18 protein-coding genes are annotated in these 20,269 nt (G+C 73.0%); 6 read left to right on the plus strand and 12 right to left on the minus strand.

The window, feature by feature from the left end; genetic code table 11:
- Nucleotides 1–75: 75 nt before the first annotated feature.
- The 3 genes from AB4K12_RS30400 to AB4K12_RS30410 are packed head-to-tail and all read right to left on the minus strand — an operon-like array spanning nt 76 to nt 6,666.
- Nucleotides 76–879, minus strand: coding sequence for a DNA-formamidopyrimidine glycosylase family protein (locus AB4K12_RS30400; RefSeq protein ID WP_368437946.1), 804 nt, complete (start codon nt 877–879; stop codon nt 76–78).
- Between the two features lie 41 nt (nt 880–920).
- Nucleotides 921–5,678: an ATP-dependent helicase gene (locus AB4K12_RS30405; protein WP_368437947.1), complete on the minus strand. Its 4,758-nt coding sequence runs from the start codon at nt 5,676–5,678 to the stop codon at nt 921–923.
- 55 nt (nt 5,679–5,733) lie between these two features.
- On the minus strand, nt 5,734–6,666 hold the full coding sequence (locus AB4K12_RS30410; protein WP_368437948.1) for a hypothetical protein: 933 nt from the start codon (nt 6,664–6,666) through the stop codon (nt 5,734–5,736).
- 81 nt (nt 6,667–6,747) lie between these two features.
- Here AB4K12_RS30410 and AB4K12_RS30415 point away from each other — a divergent pair, with 81 nt between their 5' ends.
- The 4 genes from AB4K12_RS30415 to recX all read left to right on the plus strand — a co-directional run bounded on the left by AB4K12_RS30415 (nt 6,748) and on the right by recX (nt 10,161).
- On the plus strand, nt 6,748–6,942 hold the full coding sequence (locus tag AB4K12_RS30415; protein WP_086566421.1) for a DUF3046 domain-containing protein: 195 nt from the start codon (nt 6,748–6,750) through the stop codon (nt 6,940–6,942).
- Between the two features lie 88 nt (nt 6,943–7,030).
- Entirely contained in the window at nt 7,031–8,221 is a 1,191-nt protein-coding gene (locus AB4K12_RS30420; RefSeq protein WP_368437950.1) for an AI-2E family transporter, read from the plus strand.
- 207 nt (nt 8,222–8,428) lie between these two features.
- Nucleotides 8,429–9,550, plus strand: coding sequence for a recombinase RecA (gene recA / locus AB4K12_RS30425; protein ID WP_362259825.1), 1,122 nt, complete (start codon nt 8,429–8,431; stop codon nt 9,548–9,550).
- 2 nt (nt 9,551–9,552) lie between these two features.
- Complete coding sequence (gene recX, locus AB4K12_RS30430) at nt 9,553–10,161, plus strand: recombination regulator RecX (RefSeq protein WP_086566417.1); 609 nt, start codon at nt 9,553–9,555, stop codon at nt 10,159–10,161.
- A 64-nt stretch (nt 10,162–10,225) separates the two neighbouring features.
- Here recX and AB4K12_RS30435 read toward each other — a convergent pair whose 3' ends face one another.
- From AB4K12_RS30435 to AB4K12_RS30470, 8 genes are all read right to left on the minus strand, one after another.
- Nucleotides 10,226–10,612, minus strand: coding sequence for a rhodanese-like domain-containing protein (locus AB4K12_RS30435; RefSeq protein ID WP_368437953.1), 387 nt, complete (start codon nt 10,610–10,612; stop codon nt 10,226–10,228).
- On the minus strand, nt 10,609–11,148 hold the full coding sequence (locus tag AB4K12_RS30440; RefSeq protein ID WP_368437955.1) for a cysteine dioxygenase: 540 nt from the start codon (nt 11,146–11,148) through the stop codon (nt 10,609–10,611). The genes AB4K12_RS30435 and AB4K12_RS30440 overlap by 4 nt, the downstream gene beginning before the upstream one ends.
- A gap of 84 nt (nt 11,149–11,232) precedes the next feature.
- Nucleotides 11,233–11,319 (minus strand): putative leader peptide, encoded by an 87-nt coding sequence (locus tag AB4K12_RS30445; protein WP_362259970.1) that lies wholly within the window; start codon nt 11,317–11,319, stop codon nt 11,233–11,235.
- Between the two features lie 32 nt (nt 11,320–11,351).
- Nucleotides 11,352–13,136 (minus strand): FAD-dependent oxidoreductase, encoded by a 1,785-nt coding sequence (locus AB4K12_RS30450; protein ID WP_368437957.1) that lies wholly within the window; start codon nt 13,134–13,136, stop codon nt 11,352–11,354.
- 261 nt (nt 13,137–13,397) lie between these two features.
- Nucleotides 13,398–14,267, minus strand: coding sequence for an amino acid ABC transporter permease (locus AB4K12_RS30455; RefSeq protein ID WP_362259835.1), 870 nt, complete (start codon nt 14,265–14,267; stop codon nt 13,398–13,400).
- Entirely contained in the window at nt 14,264–14,914 is a 651-nt protein-coding gene (locus AB4K12_RS30460) for an amino acid ABC transporter permease (RefSeq protein WP_086566408.1), read from the minus strand. The genes AB4K12_RS30455 and AB4K12_RS30460 overlap by 4 nt, the downstream gene beginning before the upstream one ends.
- 49 nt (nt 14,915–14,963) lie before the next feature.
- A complete protein-coding gene (locus AB4K12_RS30465; RefSeq protein ID WP_368437959.1) occupies nt 14,964–15,884 on the minus strand; it encodes a glutamate ABC transporter substrate-binding protein in 921 nt (306 codons plus the stop codon).
- A gap of 149 nt (nt 15,885–16,033) precedes the next feature.
- Complete coding sequence (locus tag AB4K12_RS30470) at nt 16,034–16,810, minus strand: amino acid ABC transporter ATP-binding protein (RefSeq protein WP_368437961.1); 777 nt, start codon at nt 16,808–16,810, stop codon at nt 16,034–16,036.
- A 257-nt stretch (nt 16,811–17,067) separates the two neighbouring features.
- Between AB4K12_RS30470 and AB4K12_RS30475 the strand changes: the two genes are divergently transcribed.
- Together AB4K12_RS30475 and AB4K12_RS30480 are read left to right on the plus strand one after the other, a co-directional pair.
- Nucleotides 17,068–17,766, plus strand: a complete 699-nt coding sequence (locus AB4K12_RS30475) for a response regulator transcription factor (RefSeq protein WP_368437962.1) — start codon at nt 17,068–17,070, stop codon at nt 17,764–17,766.
- A 13-nt stretch (nt 17,767–17,779) separates the two neighbouring features.
- Nucleotides 17,780–19,189 carry an ATP-binding protein gene (locus AB4K12_RS30480; RefSeq protein ID WP_368437963.1) on the plus strand — a complete coding sequence of 470 codons (1,410 nt, stop codon included), beginning with the start codon at nt 17,780–17,782 and terminating at the stop codon, nt 19,187–19,189.
- A gap of 30 nt (nt 19,190–19,219) precedes the next feature.
- On the opposite strand, the gene AB4K12_RS30485 is transcribed toward AB4K12_RS30480, so the two are convergent.
- Complete coding sequence (locus AB4K12_RS30485; protein WP_368437964.1) at nt 19,220–20,221, minus strand: TAXI family TRAP transporter solute-binding subunit; 1,002 nt, start codon at nt 20,219–20,221, stop codon at nt 19,220–19,222.
- Nucleotides 20,222–20,269: the final 48 nt, after the last annotated feature.

Consider the following 20,269-nt stretch of genomic DNA (forward strand, 5'->3'; position numbering starts at 1 on the left):
GACACGGGCGTGCGGTCCGGGCGGCCCGGTCGTACGGGCCGGGATCACCCGGCCGGACCAGCGGAGCCGGACCGGTCAGCCGGCGGGCGGCGCGGGGCCCGTCTGGCAGTGGGGGCACCAGTAGGTGGAGCGCTCCTGGCCGGCCGGGCCCTGCCCGGCGGCGAGGACCGGAGTGCCGCAGCGGCGGCAGGGACGCTCGGCCCGGCCGTACACCCACAGCCGGCGGTCGGGGCGGACGTCGGCCGTGGTGATCCGGGCGGTGCGCTCCTTGTTGGCCTCGAGCAGCTTCCTGGCGAGCGCGACCAGGCGGGCAGGGTCGGGGAGGGTGCCCACCGGCAGCCAGGGGGTGACGCGCAGCAGGAAGCACAGCTCGGACTTGTAGACATTGCCGATGCCGGCGAGGTTGCGCTGGTCGAGGACGGCCTCGCCGACGGTCCGGCCGGGATCGGCGAGCAGGCGGCGGACGGCCTCCTCGGCGTCCCAGTCCGGGCCCAGCGGATCGGGGCCCAGATGGCCCACGACGGTGGACTCGTCGGTGGTGCGCAGCAGGTCCAGGGCCAGCAGGCGATAGCCGACGGCGGTGTGGCCGGAGTTGGCGAGGACGGCCCGGATCTGGTGGTACGGGCCGCCGCGCGGGCGCTCACCGGAGGCGTGGATCCGCCAGGAGCCGTCCATGCCCAGGTGGGAGTGGAGGGTGAGACCCCCCTCGACGCGGGTGAGCAGGTGCTTGCCGCGCGGGACGACCTCGGTCACGGCCCGGCCGGTGAGGTCGGCGGTGGCGAGCCTGGGCACACGCAGGTCGCAGCGGAGCAGCGGCTCACCGGCCAGGGCGTGGTGCAGGTCCCGCGCGGTGCGCCAGACGGTGTCTCCTTCGGGCATGGGACGTCTCCTTCGGGCCTGAGCCCATGATGTCGCCTCGCTCAGCCGGCGCGCAGTCGCAGCCCCCGCGGTGTGGCGTGGAAGCCGGCCGACTCCAGCAGGGCGCCCAGCGGGGACGTCAGGGCGGCCGTGCCGTTGACGCGTTCGACCGTGACGGTGCCCAGGGCGCCCGCGCGGGCCGCCTCGGCCAGCGCGGCGGCCGCCTCCCGCAGGCCCGGGTCCTCCGCGCTCGCCGCGCCGTCGCCCTCCTGCTGGGGCCAGGCCAGGAGGGTCTTGCCGCCGCGCTCCACGTAGAGCGCCAGCGCGCCGTCGAGGAGGACGACCAGCGAACCCGCCTTGCGCCCCGGTTTGTGGCTCGCGCCGGAGGGCGGCTCGGGCCAGGACAGCGCCGCGCCGTAGGCGTTGGCCGGGTCGGCCGCGGCCAGCACGACCGCCCGGCTGCGGGCGGGCCGGTCGGAGGGCGGCCGGACGTCCCAAGGAGCCTCGAGGGCGCCGCCGGAGCGCTCGCGGGCCGTGCCGGCGGCCCGCAGCCGGTCGATGGCGCCGTCCATCGCGAACTGGGCGGCGCCCAGGCCCTCGACGACGTACCCGCGGCGGGCCTGGCCGCTCTCCTCGAAGGCCGCCAGGACGCGGTAGGCGGCGGAGAAGCCGCCCTCCACGCCCTCGGCGGCCACCGCGCCCCGGGTCACCACGCCGTGCCGGTCCAGGAGCGTACGGGCCAGGGCGTGCGCCCGGTGCGTGGCGTCCGGCTCGCGCTCGGGGAGCAGCGACCACCGTCCCGCGACCGTCGGGGGGCCGCCGCGGGATGCGGTGGGCCTGCCGGTCGGGGCGGGGGCGCCCGTACGGCCGAGGAGGGCGCCGTAGCGGCCGCGCGGGACCGCGCGCTTGGCGCGGTGGGCCGTGGAGCCGGCCGTACGGCCGGAGCCCAGGAGGGAACGCAGCGGCGCGAGGGTGTCATTGGTGAGGCGGCCGGTCCAGGCCAGATCCCAGACGGCCTCGGCGATCCGGGCGTCCGTGCCGGCGGCGTCGCCGAAGTCCGGGGCCGCCGCGCGGACCCGGTCGGCGATCTGACGGAAGAACAGGCCGTAGCCGCCGGACAGCGCCTCCAGGACCGCCTGGTGCACCGGCGAGAGCTCCAGCGGGTGCGGTGCGGGAAGCAGCAGAGGAGCCGCGTCGGCGAGCAGCAGGGAGACCCAGCCGTCCTTGCCGGCGAGCGCGCCCGCACCGGCCCAGACGATCTCGCCGGCCGCCGTGAGCTCGTCGAGCATGGCCGGGGAGTAGTCCCTCACCCGGGCGGGCAGGACGAGCTTCTCCAGAGCGGAGGCCGGCACCGGCGCGCCCTGCAACTGCTCGACGGCGCGCACCAGTCCGTCGACCCCGCGCAGACCGTGCGAACCGATGTGCTGCCACTGGGGGAGGAACGCGGCGAGCGTGGTGGGCGGCACGGGCTCGAGCTCATGCCGCAGGGCGGCCAGCGAGCGGCGGCGCAGCCTGCGCAGGACGGCCGCGTCGCACCACTCCTGGCCGATGCCGGAGGGATGGAACTCGCCCTGGACGATCCGGCCGGCCGCCGCCAGGCGGTGCAGAGCCCCGTCGGTGACGGCCGTGCCGAGGCCGAAGCGGCCGGCCGCCCGGGCCGAGGTGAACGGGCCGTGGGTGCGGGCGAAGCGGGCCAGGAGGTCGCCGAGGGGGTCCTTGACGGGCTCGGTGAAGGCCTCGGGCACGCCCACGGGGAGCGCCGTGCCCAGGGCGTCGCGGAGCCGGCCGGCGTCCTCGATCGCGGCCCAGTGCTCCCGGCCTGCGATCCGCACGCGCAGGGCGCGGCGGGCGTCCGACAACTCCTCGGCCCACCGCGGCTCGGCGCCGCGCTCGGTCAGCTCGGCGTCGGTGAGGGGCCCGAGGAGGCGCAGCAGGTCGGCCACGCTCTCGCGGTCCTTGGCACGGCGGTCCTCGGTCAGCCACTGCAGCTCCCGCTCGAGCTCGGCGAGCACCTCGGGGTCGAGCAGCTCGCGCAGCTCGGCCTGGCCGAGCAGCTCGGACAGCAGCCGGGAGTCCAGGGAGAGGGCGGCCGCCCGGCGCTCGGCGAGGGGGGAGTCGCCCTCGTAGAGGAACTGGGCGACGTAGCCGAAGAGCAGCGACCGGGCGAACGGCGAGGGCTCGGTGGTGGTCACCTCGACCAGCCGGACCCGGCGGGACTCGATGTCGCCCATCAGCTCGGTCAGGCCGGGGACGTCGAAGACGTCCTGAAGGCATTCGCGGACGGCTTCCAGGATGATCGGGAACGAGCCGAACTCACTCGCCACCTGCAGCAGCTGGGAGGCGCGCTGGCGCTGCTGCCACAGCGGAGTGCGCTTGCCGGGGTTGCGGCGCGGCAGCAGCAGGGCGCGGGCGGCGCACTCGCGGAAGCGGGAGGCGAACAGGGCGGAGGAGCCGACCTGGTCGGTGACGATCCGCTCGACCTCGCCCTTGTCGAACGTGACGTCCGCGGCACCCACGGGGGACTGCTCGCCGTCGTACTCGGCGCCCTGCCGGGCGGGGTCGGCGTCCAGCAGGTCCAGGCCCATCACATCGGCGTCGGGCAGCCGCAGCACGATGCCGTCGTCGGCGTGCATCACCTGGGCGTCCATGCCGTAGCGCTCGGCGAGCCGGGCGCCGAGGGCCAGCGCCCAGGGGGCGTGGACCTGGGCGCCGAAGGGGGAGTGGACGACCACCCGCCAGTCGCCCAGCTCGTCACGGAACCGTTCGACGACGATCGTCCGGTCGTCGGGCACATGCCCGCACGCGCCGCGCTGCTCGTCCAGATAGGACAGGACGTTGTCCGCCGCCCACCGGTCGAGGCCGGCGGCGGTGAGCCGCTCGCGGGCAGCGTCGGGCGCGAGACCCCCGATCTCCCGCAGGAAGGCGCCCAGCGCGCGGCCCAGCTCGAGCGGGCGGCCCAGCTGGTCGCCCTTCCAGAACGGCAGCCGGCCGGGCGTGCCGGGGGCGGGCGTGACCAGAACGCGGTCGCGGGTGATGTCCTCGATCCGCCAGGACGTGGTGCCGAGGGTGAACACGTCGCCCACGCGCGACTCGTAGACCATCTCCTCGTCCAGCTCACCGACCCGGCCGCCGCCCTTCTTGGGGTCCGCGCCCGCCAGAAAGACCCCGAAGAGCCCGCGGTCGGGAATGGTGCCGCCGGAGGTGACGGCCAGGCGCTGCGCCCCCGGGCGGCCCGTGACCGTGCCGGCCACGCGGTCCCAGACCAGGCGGGGCCGCAACTCCGCGAAGGCGTCGGAGGGATAGCGCCCGGCGAGCATGTCGAGCACCCCGGAGTAGGCGGACTCCGGCAGCGAGGCGAAGGGGGCCGCGCGCCGCACCAGGGCCAGCAGCTCCTCCACGTCCCAGGTGTCCATGGAGGTCATGGCGACGATCTGCTGGGCGAGCACGTCCAGAGGGTTGGAGGGCACGCGCAGCGATTCGATGGCCCCCTGCCGCATCCGCTCCGTCACCACGGCCGCCTGTACCAGGTCGCCGCGGTACTTCGGGAAGACCACGCCCGTGGAGACCGCGCCGACCTGATGCCCGGCGCGGCCGACGCGCTGCAGCCCGGAGGCGACCGAGGGCGGCGACTCCACCTGCACGACGAGGTCGACCGCGCCCATGTCGATGCCCAGCTCCAGGCTGGAGGTGGCCACGACGGCGGGCAGCCGGCCCGCCTTGAGGTCCTCCTCGACCAGGGCGCGCTGCTCCTTGGAGACCGAGCCGTGGTGCGCGCGGGCGAGGAGGGCGGGGGCGCCCTTGGCCGCCCCGGACTCGGCCATCAGCTCGGCGGGGGAGTGGTGCTCGGGCAGGGGCTCGCCGGTGGCGCGCTCGTAGGCGATCTCGTTGAGCCTGTTGCACAGGCGCTCCGCCAGGCGGCGGGAGTTGGCGAAGACGATCGTGGAGCGGTGGGCCTGCACGAGATCGGCGATGCGCTCCTCCACATGCGGCCAGATCGACGGCTTCTCCTTGCCGTCGCCGCCCTCCTGCACGGGGGAGCCGCCCAGCTCGGCGAGATCCTCCACCGGCACGACCACGGACAGGTCGAACTCCTTGCCGGACGGCGGCTGCACGATCTCCACCTTGCGGCGTGGCGAGAGATAGCGCGCCACCTCGTCCACCGGCCGTACGGTCGCGGACAGGCCGATGCGCCGGGCGGGGCGGGCGAGCAGCCGGTCCAGGCGCTCCAGGGACAGCGCCAGATGGGCGCCGCGCTTGGTCCCGGCGACGGCGTGCACCTCGTCGAGGATGACCGTCTCCACGCCCGTGAGCGCTTCCCGGGCGGCGGAGGTGAGCATCAGGAACAGCGACTCGGGCGTGGTGATCAGGATGTCCGGCGGTCGCGTGACCAGCGCGCGGCGCTCCGGGGCGGGGGTGTCGCCCGAGCGGATACCGACCCGGATGTCGGGCTCGGTCAGCCCCAGCCGTACCGACTCCTGGCGGATGCCGGTGAGCGGGCTGCGCAGGTTGCGCTCGACGTCCACGGCGAGGGCTTTGAGCGGGGAGACGTACAGCACCCGGCAGCGCTTCTCGCGCTCGGCGGGCGGCGGAGTGCTCGCCAGCCGGTCGAGGGAGGCGAGGAAGGCCGCCAGGGTCTTGCCCGAACCCGTCGGCGCGACGACCAGGACGTCCGAACCCTCCCCGATCGCCCGCCAGGCCCCCGCCTGGGCGGCCGTGGGCGCGGTGAAGGCCCCCGCGAACCAGGCGCGGGTCGCGGGAGAGAACCCGTCGAGGGCCGCGGCCGGGTCGTCCGCCGGAACGCGCGCCGTGTCGTCTGCCATGCCCCCCATCGTGCACCGCACCACTGACAATGCCCGTCGGCGCAGGTCACGGGCGCTAGGACACCCCCTGGAGCGGGCGTCCGTACGCCCGTAGCGTCAGCAGCGCGTCGATGGTCACCATCGGCCGGCACTCCAGGAGCGTGCCCGGCGCCCAGGCCCGCCACAGCACCGGCCAGCCGCCGTCCGGCTCCTGGGCGGCGGCGAGGAAGTCCAGCGACCGTGCCAGCTCGGCGTCGGTGAACCAGGGGCGGGCCAGTGAGGCCGGCGTCCGCGCGAAGTCGTGCGGGAAGTGATGCTCGCCCGGCGCGTACCCCTCCGGCACGGGGTGGTCGTCCGCGTGCTCGGGGTCCAGGACCGCCAGCCGTTGCTCCCGTACGGCCCGGCCGAGCCGTACGGCCGCCGCCTCCGCCCGGGCCCGGTCGGGCACCCCGTCGAGGAAGGCGAGCGCCGCCTTGACCTCGTACGGATGGGTCCGTGCCCCCTTGCCCAGGGCGTCGACGGCGGCCCAGCAGAAGTCGGTGGCCCGGAACAGCCACGCGTGCCAGACCTCGTTGCCGTGCAGCAGCCCCACGACGGGGCCGGTGGCGAGCAGGTCGCTCGGCGGGTCGTCCACCACCGGGATCCAGGGGGCCGCCGGATAGCCGCGCAGCGAGGGGTGCAGGGCCGGCAGCGCGCCGTCCTGGGTGGAGACCGCCGTCAGGTAGCGGCACACCCGCTCCACCCGCCGGTCCCTGCAGTGCCCGATCTCGTCCAGCACCCGCAGGGCGTGCGCGGTGTGCAGGGGCTGGCTCACCGGCCCGCGCAGATCGGGCTCCAGAGCGAACCCGAAGCCCCCGTCGTCGCCCTCGTACGCGGCCAGGGCCGCCTCGACGGCGTCGGGGCCGCCGCCCAGGAAGTGGAACGCGAATCTGCGCTGCTCCAGGACGCGGGCGGTGAGCCAGATGAAGTGTTCGGCACGGGCTACGGCGGATGCTCCGGATGGGGCCATGCACAAGACCGTAGGGCGGCCCGGTGCCCCCGGTCACCGGCTCGTGCACGGCTGCACTCTCAGGGGCGGGATACTTGGCCCATGCGGTTGACGGTCTTCTGGCAGCGAATGGCTGACTACTTCGGCGCGGCGTACGCCGACTCCTTCGCGCGCGATCACGTGATGTCCGAGCTCGGCGGCAGGACGGTGCACCAGGCGCTGGACGCCGGATGGAACGCCAAGGACGTCTGGCGCGCCGTGTGCAGGGCACTGGAGATCCCCGAGGACAGGCGCTGACCCCTGCCCTGGTCCGCCCGGATGCCTCGAGGGTGCGTCCGGGGCGTGAAGCCGCAGTTCATTTCGTCCGATAGTCCACACTTGCCGCGTGGCAGCGACAGACGACAACGCCCCGGACGACCCCCGACCGCCCCGGACCGCCGCCGACGACGCGCACATGCCGCGCTGGCTGCCCCGAGCGGTCGTGGTGACCCTCGCGCTGTTCGCCTGCTTCCAGCTCGCGAGCTGGGCCTTCCACCAGCTCATCGGCCTCTTCGCGAACATCCTGATCGCGTTCTTCCTGGCGCTGGCCATAGAGCCGGCCGTCGACCGGATGTCCGCGCGCGGCGTGCGCCGCGGACTGGCCACGGGCCTGGTCTTCCTCGGGGTGACCGTCTTCGTCGTGGGCTTCTTCACGCTCCTGGGCTCGATGCTCGCCGGGCAGATCCAGACCATGGTGGAGAACTTCCCCTCCTACCTGGACTCGGTCATCCGGTGGATCAACCGGACCTTCCACACCCGTCTGTCGCGGCCGGAGATCCAGCAGAGCGTGCTGCACTCGGACTGGCTGCAGAAGTACGTGCGCAACAGCGCCGGCGGGGTGCTGGAGGTCTCCGCCACCGTCCTGGGCGGGCTCTTCCAGCTGCTGACCGTCCTGCTCTTCTCGTTCTACTTCGCGGCCGACGGTCCCCGGCTGCGCCGCGCGCTGTGCTCGGTGCTGCCGCCGCAGCGGCAGGCCGAGGTCCTGCGCGCCTGGGAGCTCGCGCTCGCCAAGACCGGCGGCTACATCTACTCGCGCGCCCTGATGGCCCTGATCTCCGGCATCGCGCACTACGTCCTGCTGGAAGTGCTGGGCGTGCCCTACGCCCCGGCGCTCGCCGTGTGGGTGGGGCTGGTGTCGCAGTTCATCCCGACCATCGGCACCTATCTGGCCGGGGCGCTGCCGGTGCTGCTGGCCTTCACGGTCGACCCCTGGTACGCGGTGTGGGTGCTGTGCTTCGTCGTGGTCTATCAGCAGTTCGAGAACTACGTGCTGCAGCCGCGCATCACCGCCAGGACCGTGGACATCCACCCGGCCGTGGCCTTCGGCTCGGTGGTCGCGGGCGCCGCTCTGCTCGGCGCGGTGGGCGCGCTGATCGCCATTCCGGCGACGGCAACGCTGCAGGCGTTTCTCGGAACGTACGTCAAACGTTATGAGGTCACGGCGACGGCGGACACGGACCGCGGGCGCCGGCGGGGGCGGCGGGGGGAGCGCCCCGCATGGCTGGAGCGGTTGCGCAGGGCGCTGCGCCGGCGCTGATCCGGGGCGTCAGCGGGCCGGAGTGGCGCGCTTGACAGCAAAATCGAACATCCATTCTCATGGGGTTCCCGGCCCGGTCCGGCCCCGCGGAGGCGCGAAATCCGCCGGGTTATCCACAGGCCGGGGCGACGCCCGGGCGCATTGTCAGTGGCAGGCGTTAGCGTCGTGGACGTGAAGCGATCGACTCAAGCAAACCGGGTGGAACCCATGGCAGGCACCGACCGCGAGAAGGCGCTGGACGCCGCGCTCGCACAGATTGAACGGCAATTCGGCAAGGGCGCCGTGATGCGCCTGGGCGACCGGGCGAACGAGCCGATCGAGGTCATCCCGACCGGCTCGACCGCTCTCGACGTCGCCCTCGGCGTCGGCGGGCTGCCTCGCGGCCGTGTGGTGGAGATCTACGGACCGGAGTCCTCCGGTAAGACCACCCTCACCCTGCACGCCGTGGCCAACGCCCAGAAGGCGGGCGGCACGGTCGCCTTCGTCGACGCCGAGCACGCCCTGGACCCCGAGTACGCCCGGGCCCTGGGCGTCGACACGGACAACCTCATCCTCTCCCAGCCGGACACCGGCGAGCAGGCGCTGGAGATCGTGGACATGCTGGTCCGCTCCGGTGCCCTCGACCTGATCGTCATCGACTCCGTCGCCGCCCTGGTGCCGCGCGCGGAGATCGAGGGCGAGATGGGCGACTCGCACGTGGGTCTGCAGGCCCGTCTGATGAGCCAGGCGCTGCGCAAGATCACCAGCGCGCTCAACCAGTCCAAGACCACCGCGATCTTCATCAACCAGCTCCGTGAGAAGATCGGCGTCATGTTCGGCTCCCCGGAGACGACGACCGGTGGCCGGGCCCTGAAGTTCTACGCCTCGGTGCGTCTGGACATCCGCCGCATCGAGACCCTCAAGGACGGCACGGAGGCGGTCGGCAACCGCACCCGCGTCAAGGTCGTCAAGAACAAGGTCGCGCCGCCCTTCAAGCAGGCGGAGTTCGACATCCTCTACGGCCAGGGCATCAGCCGCGAGGGCGGCCTGATCGACATGGGCGTCGAGCACGGCTTCATCCGCAAGGCCGGCGCCTGGTACACGTACGAGGGCGACCAGCTCGGCCAGGGCAAGGAGAACGCCCGCAACTTCCTCAAGGACAACCCCGACCTCGCCAACGAGATCGAGAAGAAGATCAAGGAGAAGCTGGGCGTGGGCGTCAGGCCCGAGACCCCGGCGGCCGAGCCCGGCGCGGACGCCGCGGCCTCCGCGGGTGAGCCGGCCAAGTCCGTGCCCGCCCCGGCCGCCAAGTCCACCGGGAAGGCCGCCAAGGCCGCGACCAAGAGCTAGCGGTGACACAGCGAAGCGAGTGGCCCGAGCCACGCGAGCCTCGCGCGGACGCCCGTACGGGCGGTGGTGCCCCTTCTCCGTCGAGGGCCGGGGGCGGAGCGCCACCGTCGCCGGAGGAGCAGGCGCGGGCGATCTGCCTGCGCCTGCTCACCGGATCGCCGCGCACCCGTAAGCAGCTCGCGGACGCGCTGGCCAAGCGCGGCATACCTCCCGAGACGGCGGAGGAGGTGCTGTCCCGGTTCGCGGACGTGGGCCTGATCGACGACGCCGCCTTCGCCGACGCCTGGGTGGAGTCCCGGCACCGCGGCCGGGGCCTGGCCCGCCGAGCCCTGGCGCGCGAGCTGCGCACCAAGGGCGTGGACTCCGCACTGATCGACGAGGCCGTCGGCCAGTTGGACGCCGAGCAGGAGGAGCGCACGGCCCGCGAGCTGGTCGAGCGCAAGCTGCGCTCGACCCGCGGCCTGGACCGGGAGAAGCGGCTGCGCCGCCTCGCCGGGATGCTGGCCCGCAAGGGCTATTCCGAAGGCCTCGCCCTGCGCGTCGTGCGCCGGGCCCTGGAGGAAGAGGGCGACGACTCCGAGCTGCTCGACGCCTACCTGCCTTCGGACTGACGCCCGTCCCCGGTCCGGTCCGGGGGCCGGGCAGGGCGGGTCCGTCCGGGGCCCGGGAAGCGGCTCACGGCGCGGGGCGGTGCGCGACGGGCAGCCCCGCCGCCCGCCAGGCCTGGAAGCCGCCGGCCAGATCCGTGGCCCGGTGCAGCCCCAGCCTGCGCAGCGAGACGGCCGCCAGCGACGACGCGTAGCCCTCGTCGCAGACCACGACCACCCGCAGATCGTGCCCGGTGGCCCGGTCCGAGCGGTGGTCGCAGAGCGGGTCGAGCCGCCACTCCAGTTCGTTGCGCTCCACCACGAGCGCGCCCGGGATCGTCCCGTCCCGCTCCCGCAGCGCCGCGTAGCGGATGTCGACCAGCAGGCCCCCGTCGGCCTGGACGGCGGCGGCCTCGGCGGGGCCGAGGCGGTCCAGCTCCTCGCGCGCGGCGGCCAGCAGTTCCTCGACCCTCATCGCCACTCCTCCGCCCACTCCACCTGCTCGAGCCTGAGCACCTGACCGGTGCGGCTGTACCGCCGCATCATCGGCAGCGGCGGGTAATAGGCGTGCACCGACACCGCGTGGGCGTCCGCGGAGGCATTGAACACCTGATGCACGTGGTGCGGGCCGAAGGCCCGGCCCTTCCCGTCCTCGAGCTGCCGTTCGCGGTCGACGCCGTCCGCCAGCTCCAGCAGCGTCCAGCCCTCGGTGGGCAGCTGGGCGGCCAGCGACTGCTCGGTCAGCCGCCCGGCCGCCGTCGCGAAGGCTCCGTGCGAGCCGCCGTGGTCGTGCCAGCCGGTTCCGGTACCCGGCGGCCAGCCGATGAGCCAGGCCTCGCAGCCGCCCGGCCCCTCCAACCGGATCCAGGTACGCCCCTCGGGGTCGAGGGGCAGCGAGGCCACGAGCGGGGCGTCGGCCGCCGTCCGGCGGGCGAAGTCGAGGAGTTCGGCCTCGGTGGGCCGGCCCGGCCGGGCGGAAACGGGCAAGGAGGCGCTGACAGGGGAAGACACAGGGAACCGTCCTGAGCGATCGCGAAGGAACGCGCATCGCCGACGCCTCTGGGAGGGCGCGGCAGCGCGAGGTGAGAAGGCGGATCAACAGGACGGACGACAGACACAGCCCGCGTAGCGGACCAGGTCCAGATGGACCCTCCGCCAGAAACGCGCGCCGTCTTCAGTCACGCTCCGGAGTCAACCATGGCGGTCCGGGCCGGTCAACGATTGGCCGTAGCCTCACTGGTGGCTTCGTCGGGCGACCCCTCGCCCTCGCCCGGAGGCCGCCCGGCCTCCCTCGCGCCGCCGCGCGCCGCGTCGGCGCACGCGTACAGCTCCGCGGGCCGGACCCCCTCCAGCGCGGCCACCAGATGACCGTCCGGCCGCACCACCAGGACCGTGTGCGCGGCCGCCCCCGGATAGCCCTCGGTGACCAGCAGCTCCGCCCGCATCGGCAGCGCCGAGACGGCGGCCGCCAGGACGGGCATCAGGCCGGCGCCCAGCCAGTGCCGCCGCTCCCACACTCCGGTGCCCGGCGCCACGAGCACCACCAGCAGATCCCCGCCCAGCCGGTCCCGCAGCCACACGTCAGAGCCGTCCGGCGCGGTCACCGGCACATCGTCGACCGGCGCCCCCACGTCCGTACCCACCAGCACCGAGCCGGCCGGCGGGGCGGCGGGAAGCAGGGGCGTACGGGCGTACACCGGAGGCGCGGCCTGCGTTCCGCGCCCCAAGTGGCCATCGGTCAGCAGCGTGTCATGACCGCGCACGGCGCCCGGCATGACCGTGCGCCGTACCGCGCGCCATCCGCCCTCGTCGCGCACCGCGGGCAGCGCGCGGTCGGCGGCGCGCAGCCGCTCCGCCACCGCTCCCCGGCGCTCGGCCTGGTAGCTGTCGAGCAGCGCCTCCGAGGCGCCGTGGTGCCAGGCCAGCGCCAGCTTCCAGGCGAGGTTCTCGGCGTCCCGCAGCCCCTCGTCGAGCCCCTGGGCGCCCAGCGCCCCCAGCAGGTGCGCGGCGTCCCCGGCCAGGAAGGCGCGCCCGCTGCGCCAGCGGCGCGCCAGGCGGTGGTGCACGGCGTGCACACCGGTGTCCAGCAGGTCGTACGCCGGTACCTCCCCGCACCACACCGACAGCGCGTCACGGACATGCTCGAGCAGCGCGTCGGGGGTGACCAGGGCGCCGTCCGGCGGCAGCAGCCAGTCCAGCCGCCATACGCCGTCCGGCAGCGGACGGGCCGTCACCTCGCGGCCGCGTGGCGGGGAGCGGTGCAGCACGGCCTCGCCCGGCCACGGCAGCTCGGCCCGGAGCGCGGCGACCGCGTGCCGCTCGACGGCCGTACGACCCGGGAAGCGCGCGCCCAGCAGCTTGCGCACGACGGAGCGGGCGCCGTCGCAGCCGATCACATAGCTGGCCCGCCAGACGGTGCCGTTGTCGCCCCGGGTGTGCACGGTGACACCGGAGGAGTCCTGCTTCAGGATGGTCAGCCGACTGTCGTGCACGATCCGCACGTCGGCCTCCTTGGCCAGCGCGGCGCACAGCTCCCTCGTCAGCGCGTGCTGGGGCAGATGCAGCGGAGACGGTTCTGCTGCGCCTCCCGTGGCGGCCTCGTCCTCCGGCGCCCCTGCGGTCCCGTCCCCGCCCGGAACCTCGAGCATCTCGAGTTCCCCAGGGTCCTCGGAGTTCGCGGGCTCCTCAGGACCACCGAGCCCACCGGGGTTCACCGCGTCACCAGGGGCCGCGAACGGCACCCGCGTCACCACCGACCGCCGGCGCATCGTGCGCCACGCCGACCAGCGGGCGCCCTCCGCCGTGGCGCACCCCAGCCGGTCCAGCAGCGCGGCGGTCTCCGGCCGCAGCACGGCGGTCCGGGCCAGGCGCCGGTCCTCCTGGCCCAGGGCCTCGGCGGGCGACTCGTCCAGCACCGTGACGGGCACCTCGTAGCGGGCCAGGGACAGGGCCAGCGTGAGCCCGACGGGCCCGGCCCCGACGACGATCACCGGGTCCACGGCACAGCTCCCCGAGCCCTGGTACGGACGGTGACCTGACCGTGTGTGTGGTGCGTACGGGACGTACGGGGACTGGCAGGGGGAAATCGGTGCGCGATCACAGAACGTATGCAACCCATTGCCGCTGCCTGCGTCAAGCGATCAGAGGCCTCGCCACGGCGCGCCGGACGCGTGCGCCCCGCCGGCCCGGGTGGGCCGACGGGGCATCAGCCGCGCGTTCCGCTCCGGGAGTCGGCTCCGGCGCGCCGGAGCCGACCGGGGTCACCCGTGGACGCCGTCGCCCGTGAGCGCCGGGTCGTCGGCGGGCATCGCCGGCGGCGCGCCCTTGCGGGAGCGCTGTGTGCGCCGTTCGACCCAGGTGGCGAGGGACGACAGCGCCAGGCACAGCAGGATGTAGATCGAGCCGAAGACGATCACCATCGGGATGAAGGCGTAGACGCCGTTCACGGGCGGGGTCTGCTGCGCGAAGGCGCGGCCGACGAACAGCAGCTCCTCGTACAGGATGATGAAGCCGAGCGAGGTGTCCTTGAGGGTCACCACCAGCTGGCTGATGATCGACGGCAGCATCGAGCGGACGGCCTGCGGGACGAGGACGCTCGCCATCACCTGCGTCTTGCGCAGCCCGATCGCGTAGGCGGCCTCGCTCTGGCCCTTGGGCACGGCGTTGATGCCGGACCGGAAGATCTCCGCCTGCACCGAGCCGTTGTAGAGCACCAGCCCGATGACCAGGGCCCACATCGGGTCCGCCGTGAACACCGCCGCGTACAGCAGGAAGATCATGATGAGCAGGGGCATCGCCCGGAAGAACTCCACGACCACCGTGGCCGCCCAGCGGACGGGCTTGTGGTCGGACAGCCGCGCGGTGGCCAGCAGCGCGCCCAGCGCCAGCGAGAGCGCCGCGGCGATCGCGAAGACCTTGAGCGTGGTCAGCAGGCCGTCGACGATGCGCTGCTGGGTCTCGGCGTACTCGTAGTCGTCCCACAGCCCGGCCTGGAACTGCCCCGTGTCGTCCAGCCGGTAGAGGATGAAGCCGATCAGGGCGACGAGGGCGACCGTGGCCAGAGCGCCGTAGAGGCGGTTGCGGGCCCGGGCCCTGGGGCCCGGGACGTCGTACAGGACGCTGCCGCTCATCGGGCCACCGCCAGCCGGTTCTCCAGCAGCCGGAAGATGCCGCTGATCGTGAATGTGATGATGATGTAGCAGATCGCGATCCACAGGAAGATCACGTAAATGTTGTAGCCCGACGCCGCGTTGAGCGTCTTCTGCACCGAGCCGAGCTCGGTGACGTTGAAGCCCGAGGCGATCGCCGTGTTCTTGGCGAGGGCGATCAGCAGGCTGCCGATGGGCGGGATCGCCGTCCGGGCGGCCTGCGGCAGCACGATCTGGCCGAGCGTCTGGCTGAAGGTCATCCCGATCGAACGGGCGGCCTCCGCCTGGCCCACCGGCACCGTGTTGATGCCGGACCTGATGGCCTCGCATATGAACGCCGAGGTGTAGCACCCCAGGGCCATCACCGCGAGCCAGAAGGAGTCCCAGCCCTTCAGGCCGAGCGCGGGCAGCCCCAGGGTGACCGCGAGGAAGAGCAGCACCAGCGGGGTGTTGCGCAGCAGCGTCACCCACGCGGTGCCGAATATGCGCAGCGCGGGCACCGGAGAGACGCGGAACGCCGCGACCAGGGTGCCCAGCACCAGGGCGAGCAGTGCGCTGAGCGCCGTCAGCTCGACGGTGCCGACGAAACCTTCGCGGAACATCGCGAAGTTGTCCGACAGAACGTTCACGTCACTTCTCCGGGTATCGCGTGGCGGTCATCCGGCACCGATCGCCGGGTCAGTAGCGCTCGACGGCGGGCGGGTTGGGAGCGGCCGCTCCGGACTTGCCCAGGGTGGCGTCGTACGCCTTCTTCCAGTCGCCGTTCTTCACATGGGCCTCGAGCGCCTTGTTGACCGCCTCGCGCAGCGCCGTGTCGTCCTTCTTCAGGCCGACGCCGTACGGCTCCTTGGAGAAGGTGTTGCCGACGACCTTCAGAGCGCCCTTGTTCTCGGCCGCGTAGCCCTTGAGGATCGAGTCGTCCGTGGTGACCGCGTCGATGGAGCCGTTGACCAGGTCCTGCACACAGAGCTGGTAGCCCTGCTGCGCCTTGGCCTCGGCGACGCCGTACTTCTCCTCCTTGATCCGCTTGAGCGGGGTGGAGCCGGTCGCCGAGCAGACCTTCTTGCCCTTGAGGTCGTCGGGGCCCTTGATGGAGCTGTCGGCCTTGACCAGCAGGTCCTGGCCGGCGATGTAGTAGGGGCCGGCGAAGCCGACCTGCTTCTTGCGCTCGTCGTTGATGGTGTACGTGCCGACGTACAGGTCCACGCCGCCGCTGGCGATCTGCGTCTCGCGCGCCTCGGTGGGGACCGTCACGAACTTGATGTGGCCCTCGTCGAAGCCGAGGTCCGCCGCGATCATGCGGGCGATCTCGATGTCGAAGCCGGCACGCTTCTTGGTGCCGGGGTTCTCGTAGCCGAGGCCGGGCTGGTCCGCCTTGGTACCGATCGTGATCGTCTTGCCCTTGACCTTCGCGAAGACGGAGGAGTCCTTGACGTCGGCCGAGGTGTTGATCTTGTACGTCAGCCCCGACGGAGCGGAGGCGCCGTCGGAGGACTTGTCGCCGTTGTCGTCGGGGCTGCCCGACTTGCCGCAGGCGGTCGCGGTCGCGGCGAGCGCCAGCACCACGGCGGCCGCTGCGGCGGTGTTGCGGAGCTTCATGAAGAACATCCTTTGCGTCTGCGGGGCGTTGGCGTCGGTTGCCGGTACGAAAACGGCGGGGGAGAGGTGTGAAGGGAACCCGCCCGTGAACGGTGCGCGGTTCGCGGCGACGGCCGGACGCGGCGGTGCGCCGGTGGGGGAGCGACGGTTCAGTGATGCAGGATCTTCGACAGGAAGTCCTTGGCCCGGTCGCTGCGGGGGTTGCTGAAGAACTGGTCCGGCCGCGCCTCCTCGACGATGCGGCCGTCCGCCATGAAGACCACGCGGTTGGCGGCGGAGCGGGCGAAGCCCATCTCATGGGTGACGACGATCATCGTCATGCCGTCCCGGGCGAGCTGCTGCATGACCTCCAGCACCTCGTTGATCATCTCCGGGTCCAGTGCCGAGGTCGGCTCGTCGAAGAGCATCACCTTCGGGTCCATCGCCAGCGCCCGGGCGATCGCCACCCGCTGCTGCTGACCACCGGACAACTGCGCCGGGTACTTGTCCGCCTGAGCGCCCACCCCGACCCGGTCGAGCAGCGTACGGGCCTTCTCCTCGGCCTCCTTGCGGCCGGTCCTACGGACCTTGATCTGTCCCAGCGTCACGTTCTCCAGCACGGTCTTGTGCGCGAAGAGGTTGAACGACTGGAAGACCATGCCGACGTCCGAACGCAGCCGCGCCAGCTCCTTGCCCTCCTGGGGCAGCGGCTTGCCGTCGATGGTGATCGAGCCGGAGTCCGTGGTCTCCAGCCGGTTGATCGTGCGGCACAGCGTGGATTTGCCGGACCCCGACGGTCCGATGACGACCACGACCTCGCCACGCGCGATGGTCAGGTCGATGTCCTGGAGCACATGCAGCGCGCCGAAGTGCTTGTTGACCTTGCTCAGGACGACCAGTGCGTCCGCGGCGGGCGCCGCGTCCTTGGTCACCGATATCTCGCTCATCGGCGTTCCTCGCTCCGTCCTCCTCGGTTGGGGTGGACCCTAATGAGCGGTGACGACCAGCGTCATTACATCTGAGCTGAAATTGAGCATAACGATCCGGCCTCAAACGGACACCGAGCGTCAACAGGACACCGGGGGCGTACGGGCGTACCGGCTGCATAACAGAAGCCCCCGTGGGGGCAGGAACCCCTTGACGCGGCGGCCGCCCATCGGCGTGGATGCGGTGTTGCCTCACCACAGCCGCCCGGAGGAGGCCCATGAGACTGCTGCTCGTGGAGGACGACGACCACGTCGCCGCCGCCCTGTCCGCCGTACTGGCCCGGCACGGCTTCGAGGTGACCCACGTACGCAGCGGTGAGGAGGCCCTGCAGGCGCTCCTGCCGAGCGGCGCCGTGCCCTTCGGCGTCGTCCTGCTCGACCTCGGACTGCCCGACCAGGACGGGTTCGAGGTCTGCGGCAAGATCCGCAAGCGCACCGCCACGCCCGTGATCATGGTGACCGCCCGCTCCGACACCCGCTCGAAGATCCACGGGCTGAACCTCGGCGCCGACGACTACGTGGTCAAGCCGTACGACACCGGCGAGCTGCTCGCCCGCATCCACGCCGTCGCCCGGCGCACCCCGGCCGCCGAAGCCGGCCGACCGGCCGAGCCCGGCGCCCCGGAGGCCCTGAGACTGGGCCCCCTGATCATCGAACTCCCCAACCGCCGCGTCTTCGTCGACGGCGCCGCCGTCCCGCTGACCCGCAAGGAGTTCGACCTGCTGGCACTGCTCGCCCAGCGTCCCGGGGTCGTCTTCCGCCGTGAGCAGATCATCAGCGAGGTCTGGCGCACCAGCTGGGAGGGGACCGGGCGCACCCTCGAGGTGCACGTCGCCTCGCTCCGCTCGAAGCTGCGGATGCCCGCCCTCATCGAGACGGTCCGGGGCGTCGGCTACAAGATCGTCGTTCCGGCGTAGGGCGCGGCGAGCCGTGCGCACCCGACTTCTGCCGCTGCTCATCGTCCTCATGGCGGGCGTGCTGCTGGCCCTCGGTTTCCCGCTCGCCGCCGGCCTGGCCGCCGTGCAGCAGCAGAGGGTGGTCATGGACCGCATCGACGACACCGCCCGCTTCGCCTCGCTCGCCCAGTACGTCCTGGCCACCCCCTCGCCCGGGCCGGCCGAGGCCCTGGACGAACGACTCATCGCGCTCGACTCGGAACTGGGCCGCTACGAGGAGCTGTACGGCATCCAGGCCGGGGTCTTCCACCGCACCGGAGCGCCCCTGGCCATCGCGCCCTCGGAGTGGGCCCTGCCGCTCGCGGGCGAGGTCCGCCAGGCCTTCCAGGAGGCGCTCGCGGGCCGGCGCAGCAGCGACCCCGGGCAGATCTGGCCCTGGCGGCACAACAAGCTCACCGTCGCCTCGCCCGTCATCCGCGACGGAGACGTCGTCGCGGTGGTCGTCACCCACTCGCCCACCGGGGAGCTGCGCTCGAGGATCCTGCACGACTGGCTGCTGCTCGGGGCCGGGGAGACGGCGGCGATGCTGGTGGCCGTGGCGGCCGCGTTCCGGCTCACCGGATGGGTGCTCAAGCCCGTACGCACCCTCGACGCCGCCGCCCACGGCATCGCCACCGGACGCATGAACTCCCGGGTGGCGGCCGACAACGGCCCGCCGGAACTGCGCCGCCTGGCCCGCTCGTTCAACGAGATGGCCGACAACGTCGAGGAGGTCCTGGAGCAGCAGCGCGCCTTCGTCGCCGACGCCTCGCACCAGCTGCGCAACCCTCTCTCGGCCCTGTTGCTGCGCATCGACCTGATGGCCCTGGACCTCCCCGACGGGCACGAGGAGATCCTCTCCGTGCGCGCGGAGGGCAAGCGGCTGGCCCGCGTCCTGGACGACCTGCTGGACCTGGCGCTGGCCGAGCACGCCGCGAACGACACCCAGCTCACCGACATCGCCGAGATCGTCACCGACCGGGTGGGCGCCTGGTCCCCGGTCGCGAGCCGTGAACGGGTCGCCCTGGCCTACAGCGGCCCCTCCGCCGTGACCGGCTGGGCGGACCCGATCGCCCTCTCCAGCGCCCTCGACGCCGTCGTGGACAACGCCCTGAAGTTCACGCCCGCCGGAGCCCGGGTCGACGTCGGCGTCGCCGTGGCCGGCGACCGCGTCCAGATCACGGTCGCGGACCGCGGGCCAGGCCTCACCGAGGAGGAGCTCACCCGCATCGGCGACCGCTTCTGGCGCAGCGGCCGCCACCAGAACGTCTCCGGGTCCGGCCTCGGCCTGTCCATATCCCGTGCCCTCCTGGCCGCGGGCGGCGCCACGCTCTCCTACGCGCCGAACGAGCCGAACGGACTGCGTGCGACGATCGCGGTGCCCCGCCACGGCCAGGGCCATTGAAACCCTCCGGCCCGTGACGGGGAACACGTTTCACGGCTTGACCGAGACGTAATAGCGACGGGCCCCCTCGTGCAGCGCCAGCGGGTCCGTGAAGATCGCCGTGCGGAGGTCCACCTTCTGCGCGGCGTGCACCTTGGTGCCGATGCGGTCCCGGCTCCTTATGACCGTGCGCGTGATGTTCTCGGTGAGCTCGGGGTCGGTGTCGGCCGTCGTGACGAGCAGATTGGCCACCGCGATCGTCTTCACGGCGTCCGTCACGGCGCCGAACTCCGGATAGGCGTCCGCGGGCATCATCGCCGCCCGGTAGAAGCGCGTCTGCCGCCCCTGCGCGAGCAGCGGCCCGATGAGGTCGCCGAGCTGGACCAGCCGCAGCGGCACCCGCTCGCCGAGGGCCTGGATCGCGTTGGTCGGTAGCCCGCCCGACCAGAAGAACGCGTCCAGCTCGCCCTTCTCCAGCAGCCCCGGCATCCGGTCGATGCCGACCCGTACCGGGGTGATGTCCCGGTCGAAGTCGAGACCGGCCGCCTTCAGCAGCCGCCGGGTGATCAGCTGGACCCCCGACGCGTCCGCGCCCACCCCCACCCGCATGCCCCTGAGGTTCCGCGTGGAGCGCACCGGCGAGTCCTTGCGCACCACGAGCTGCATGTAGTCGTCGTACAGCCGGGCGCAGGCCCGCAGCCGCTCCGCGCCCGGCTGCCGCTCGTCCATGTAGGTGCCCACCGCGTCGGCGGTGGCCAGGGTGAAATCGGCCTTGCCGCTCGTCAGCTGCCGCAGGTTGTCCACCGAGCCCTCGCTGGGCCTCAGCCGCACCTCCAGGGCCGGCAGGTCCCGCGCCAGGTCCTCCTTCAGCAGATCGCCGTACTTGGCGTAGACGCCGGTGGGCACGCCGGTCGCCACCGAGATCCGGCCGCTCGGCGTGGGGGTCGTGTCCGGCGGCAGCAGCCACCACATGAGCAGCGCGAGCACGGCGGCGGCCACCACGCCCGTCTGGACGGCGCGGCGCCTTCCCGGCAGTGCGAGTCGTGGGGCCATGCGCGGATACTGCCAGGCCGTCCCCCCGCGATCCAGGCTTCGGGAGGA

The organism is Streptomyces sp. C36 (genome assembly GCF_040932295.1).
GTDB lineage: Bacteria > Actinomycetota > Actinomycetes > Streptomycetales > Streptomycetaceae > Streptomyces > Streptomyces triculaminicus.

Coding starts and splice junctions, on each gene's coding strand:
- AB4K12_RS30485 (WP_368437964.1), bottom strand. CDS start 20,221: ATGGCCCCACGACTCGCACTGCCGGGAAGGCGCCGCGCCGTCCAGACG.
- AB4K12_RS30475 (WP_368437962.1), top strand. CDS start 17,068: ATGAGACTGCTGCTCGTGGAGGACGACGACCACGTCGCCGCCGCCCTG.
- AB4K12_RS30470 (WP_368437961.1), bottom strand. CDS start 16,810: ATGAGCGAGATATCGGTGACCAAGGACGCGGCGCCCGCCGCGGACGCA.
- AB4K12_RS30400 (WP_368437946.1), bottom strand. CDS start 879: ATGCCCGAAGGAGACACCGTCTGGCGCACCGCGCGGGACCTGCACCAC.
- AB4K12_RS30405 (WP_368437947.1), bottom strand. CDS start 5,678: ATGGCAGACGACACGGCGCGCGTTCCGGCGGACGACCCGGCCGCGGCC.
- AB4K12_RS30415 (WP_086566421.1), top strand. CDS start 6,748: ATGCGGTTGACGGTCTTCTGGCAGCGAATGGCTGACTACTTCGGCGCG.
- recA (WP_362259825.1), top strand. CDS start 8,429: ATGGCAGGCACCGACCGCGAGAAGGCGCTGGACGCCGCGCTCGCACAG.
- AB4K12_RS30455 (WP_362259835.1), bottom strand. CDS start 14,267: ATGAGCGGCAGCGTCCTGTACGACGTCCCGGGCCCCAGGGCCCGGGCC.
- AB4K12_RS30435 (WP_368437953.1), bottom strand. CDS start 10,612: ATGAGGGTCGAGGAACTGCTGGCCGCCGCGCGCGAGGAGCTGGACCGC.
- AB4K12_RS30465 (WP_368437959.1), bottom strand. CDS start 15,884: ATGAAGCTCCGCAACACCGCCGCAGCGGCCGCCGTGGTGCTGGCGCTC.
- AB4K12_RS30410 (WP_368437948.1), bottom strand. CDS start 6,666: ATGGCCCCATCCGGAGCATCCGCCGTAGCCCGTGCCGAACACTTCATC.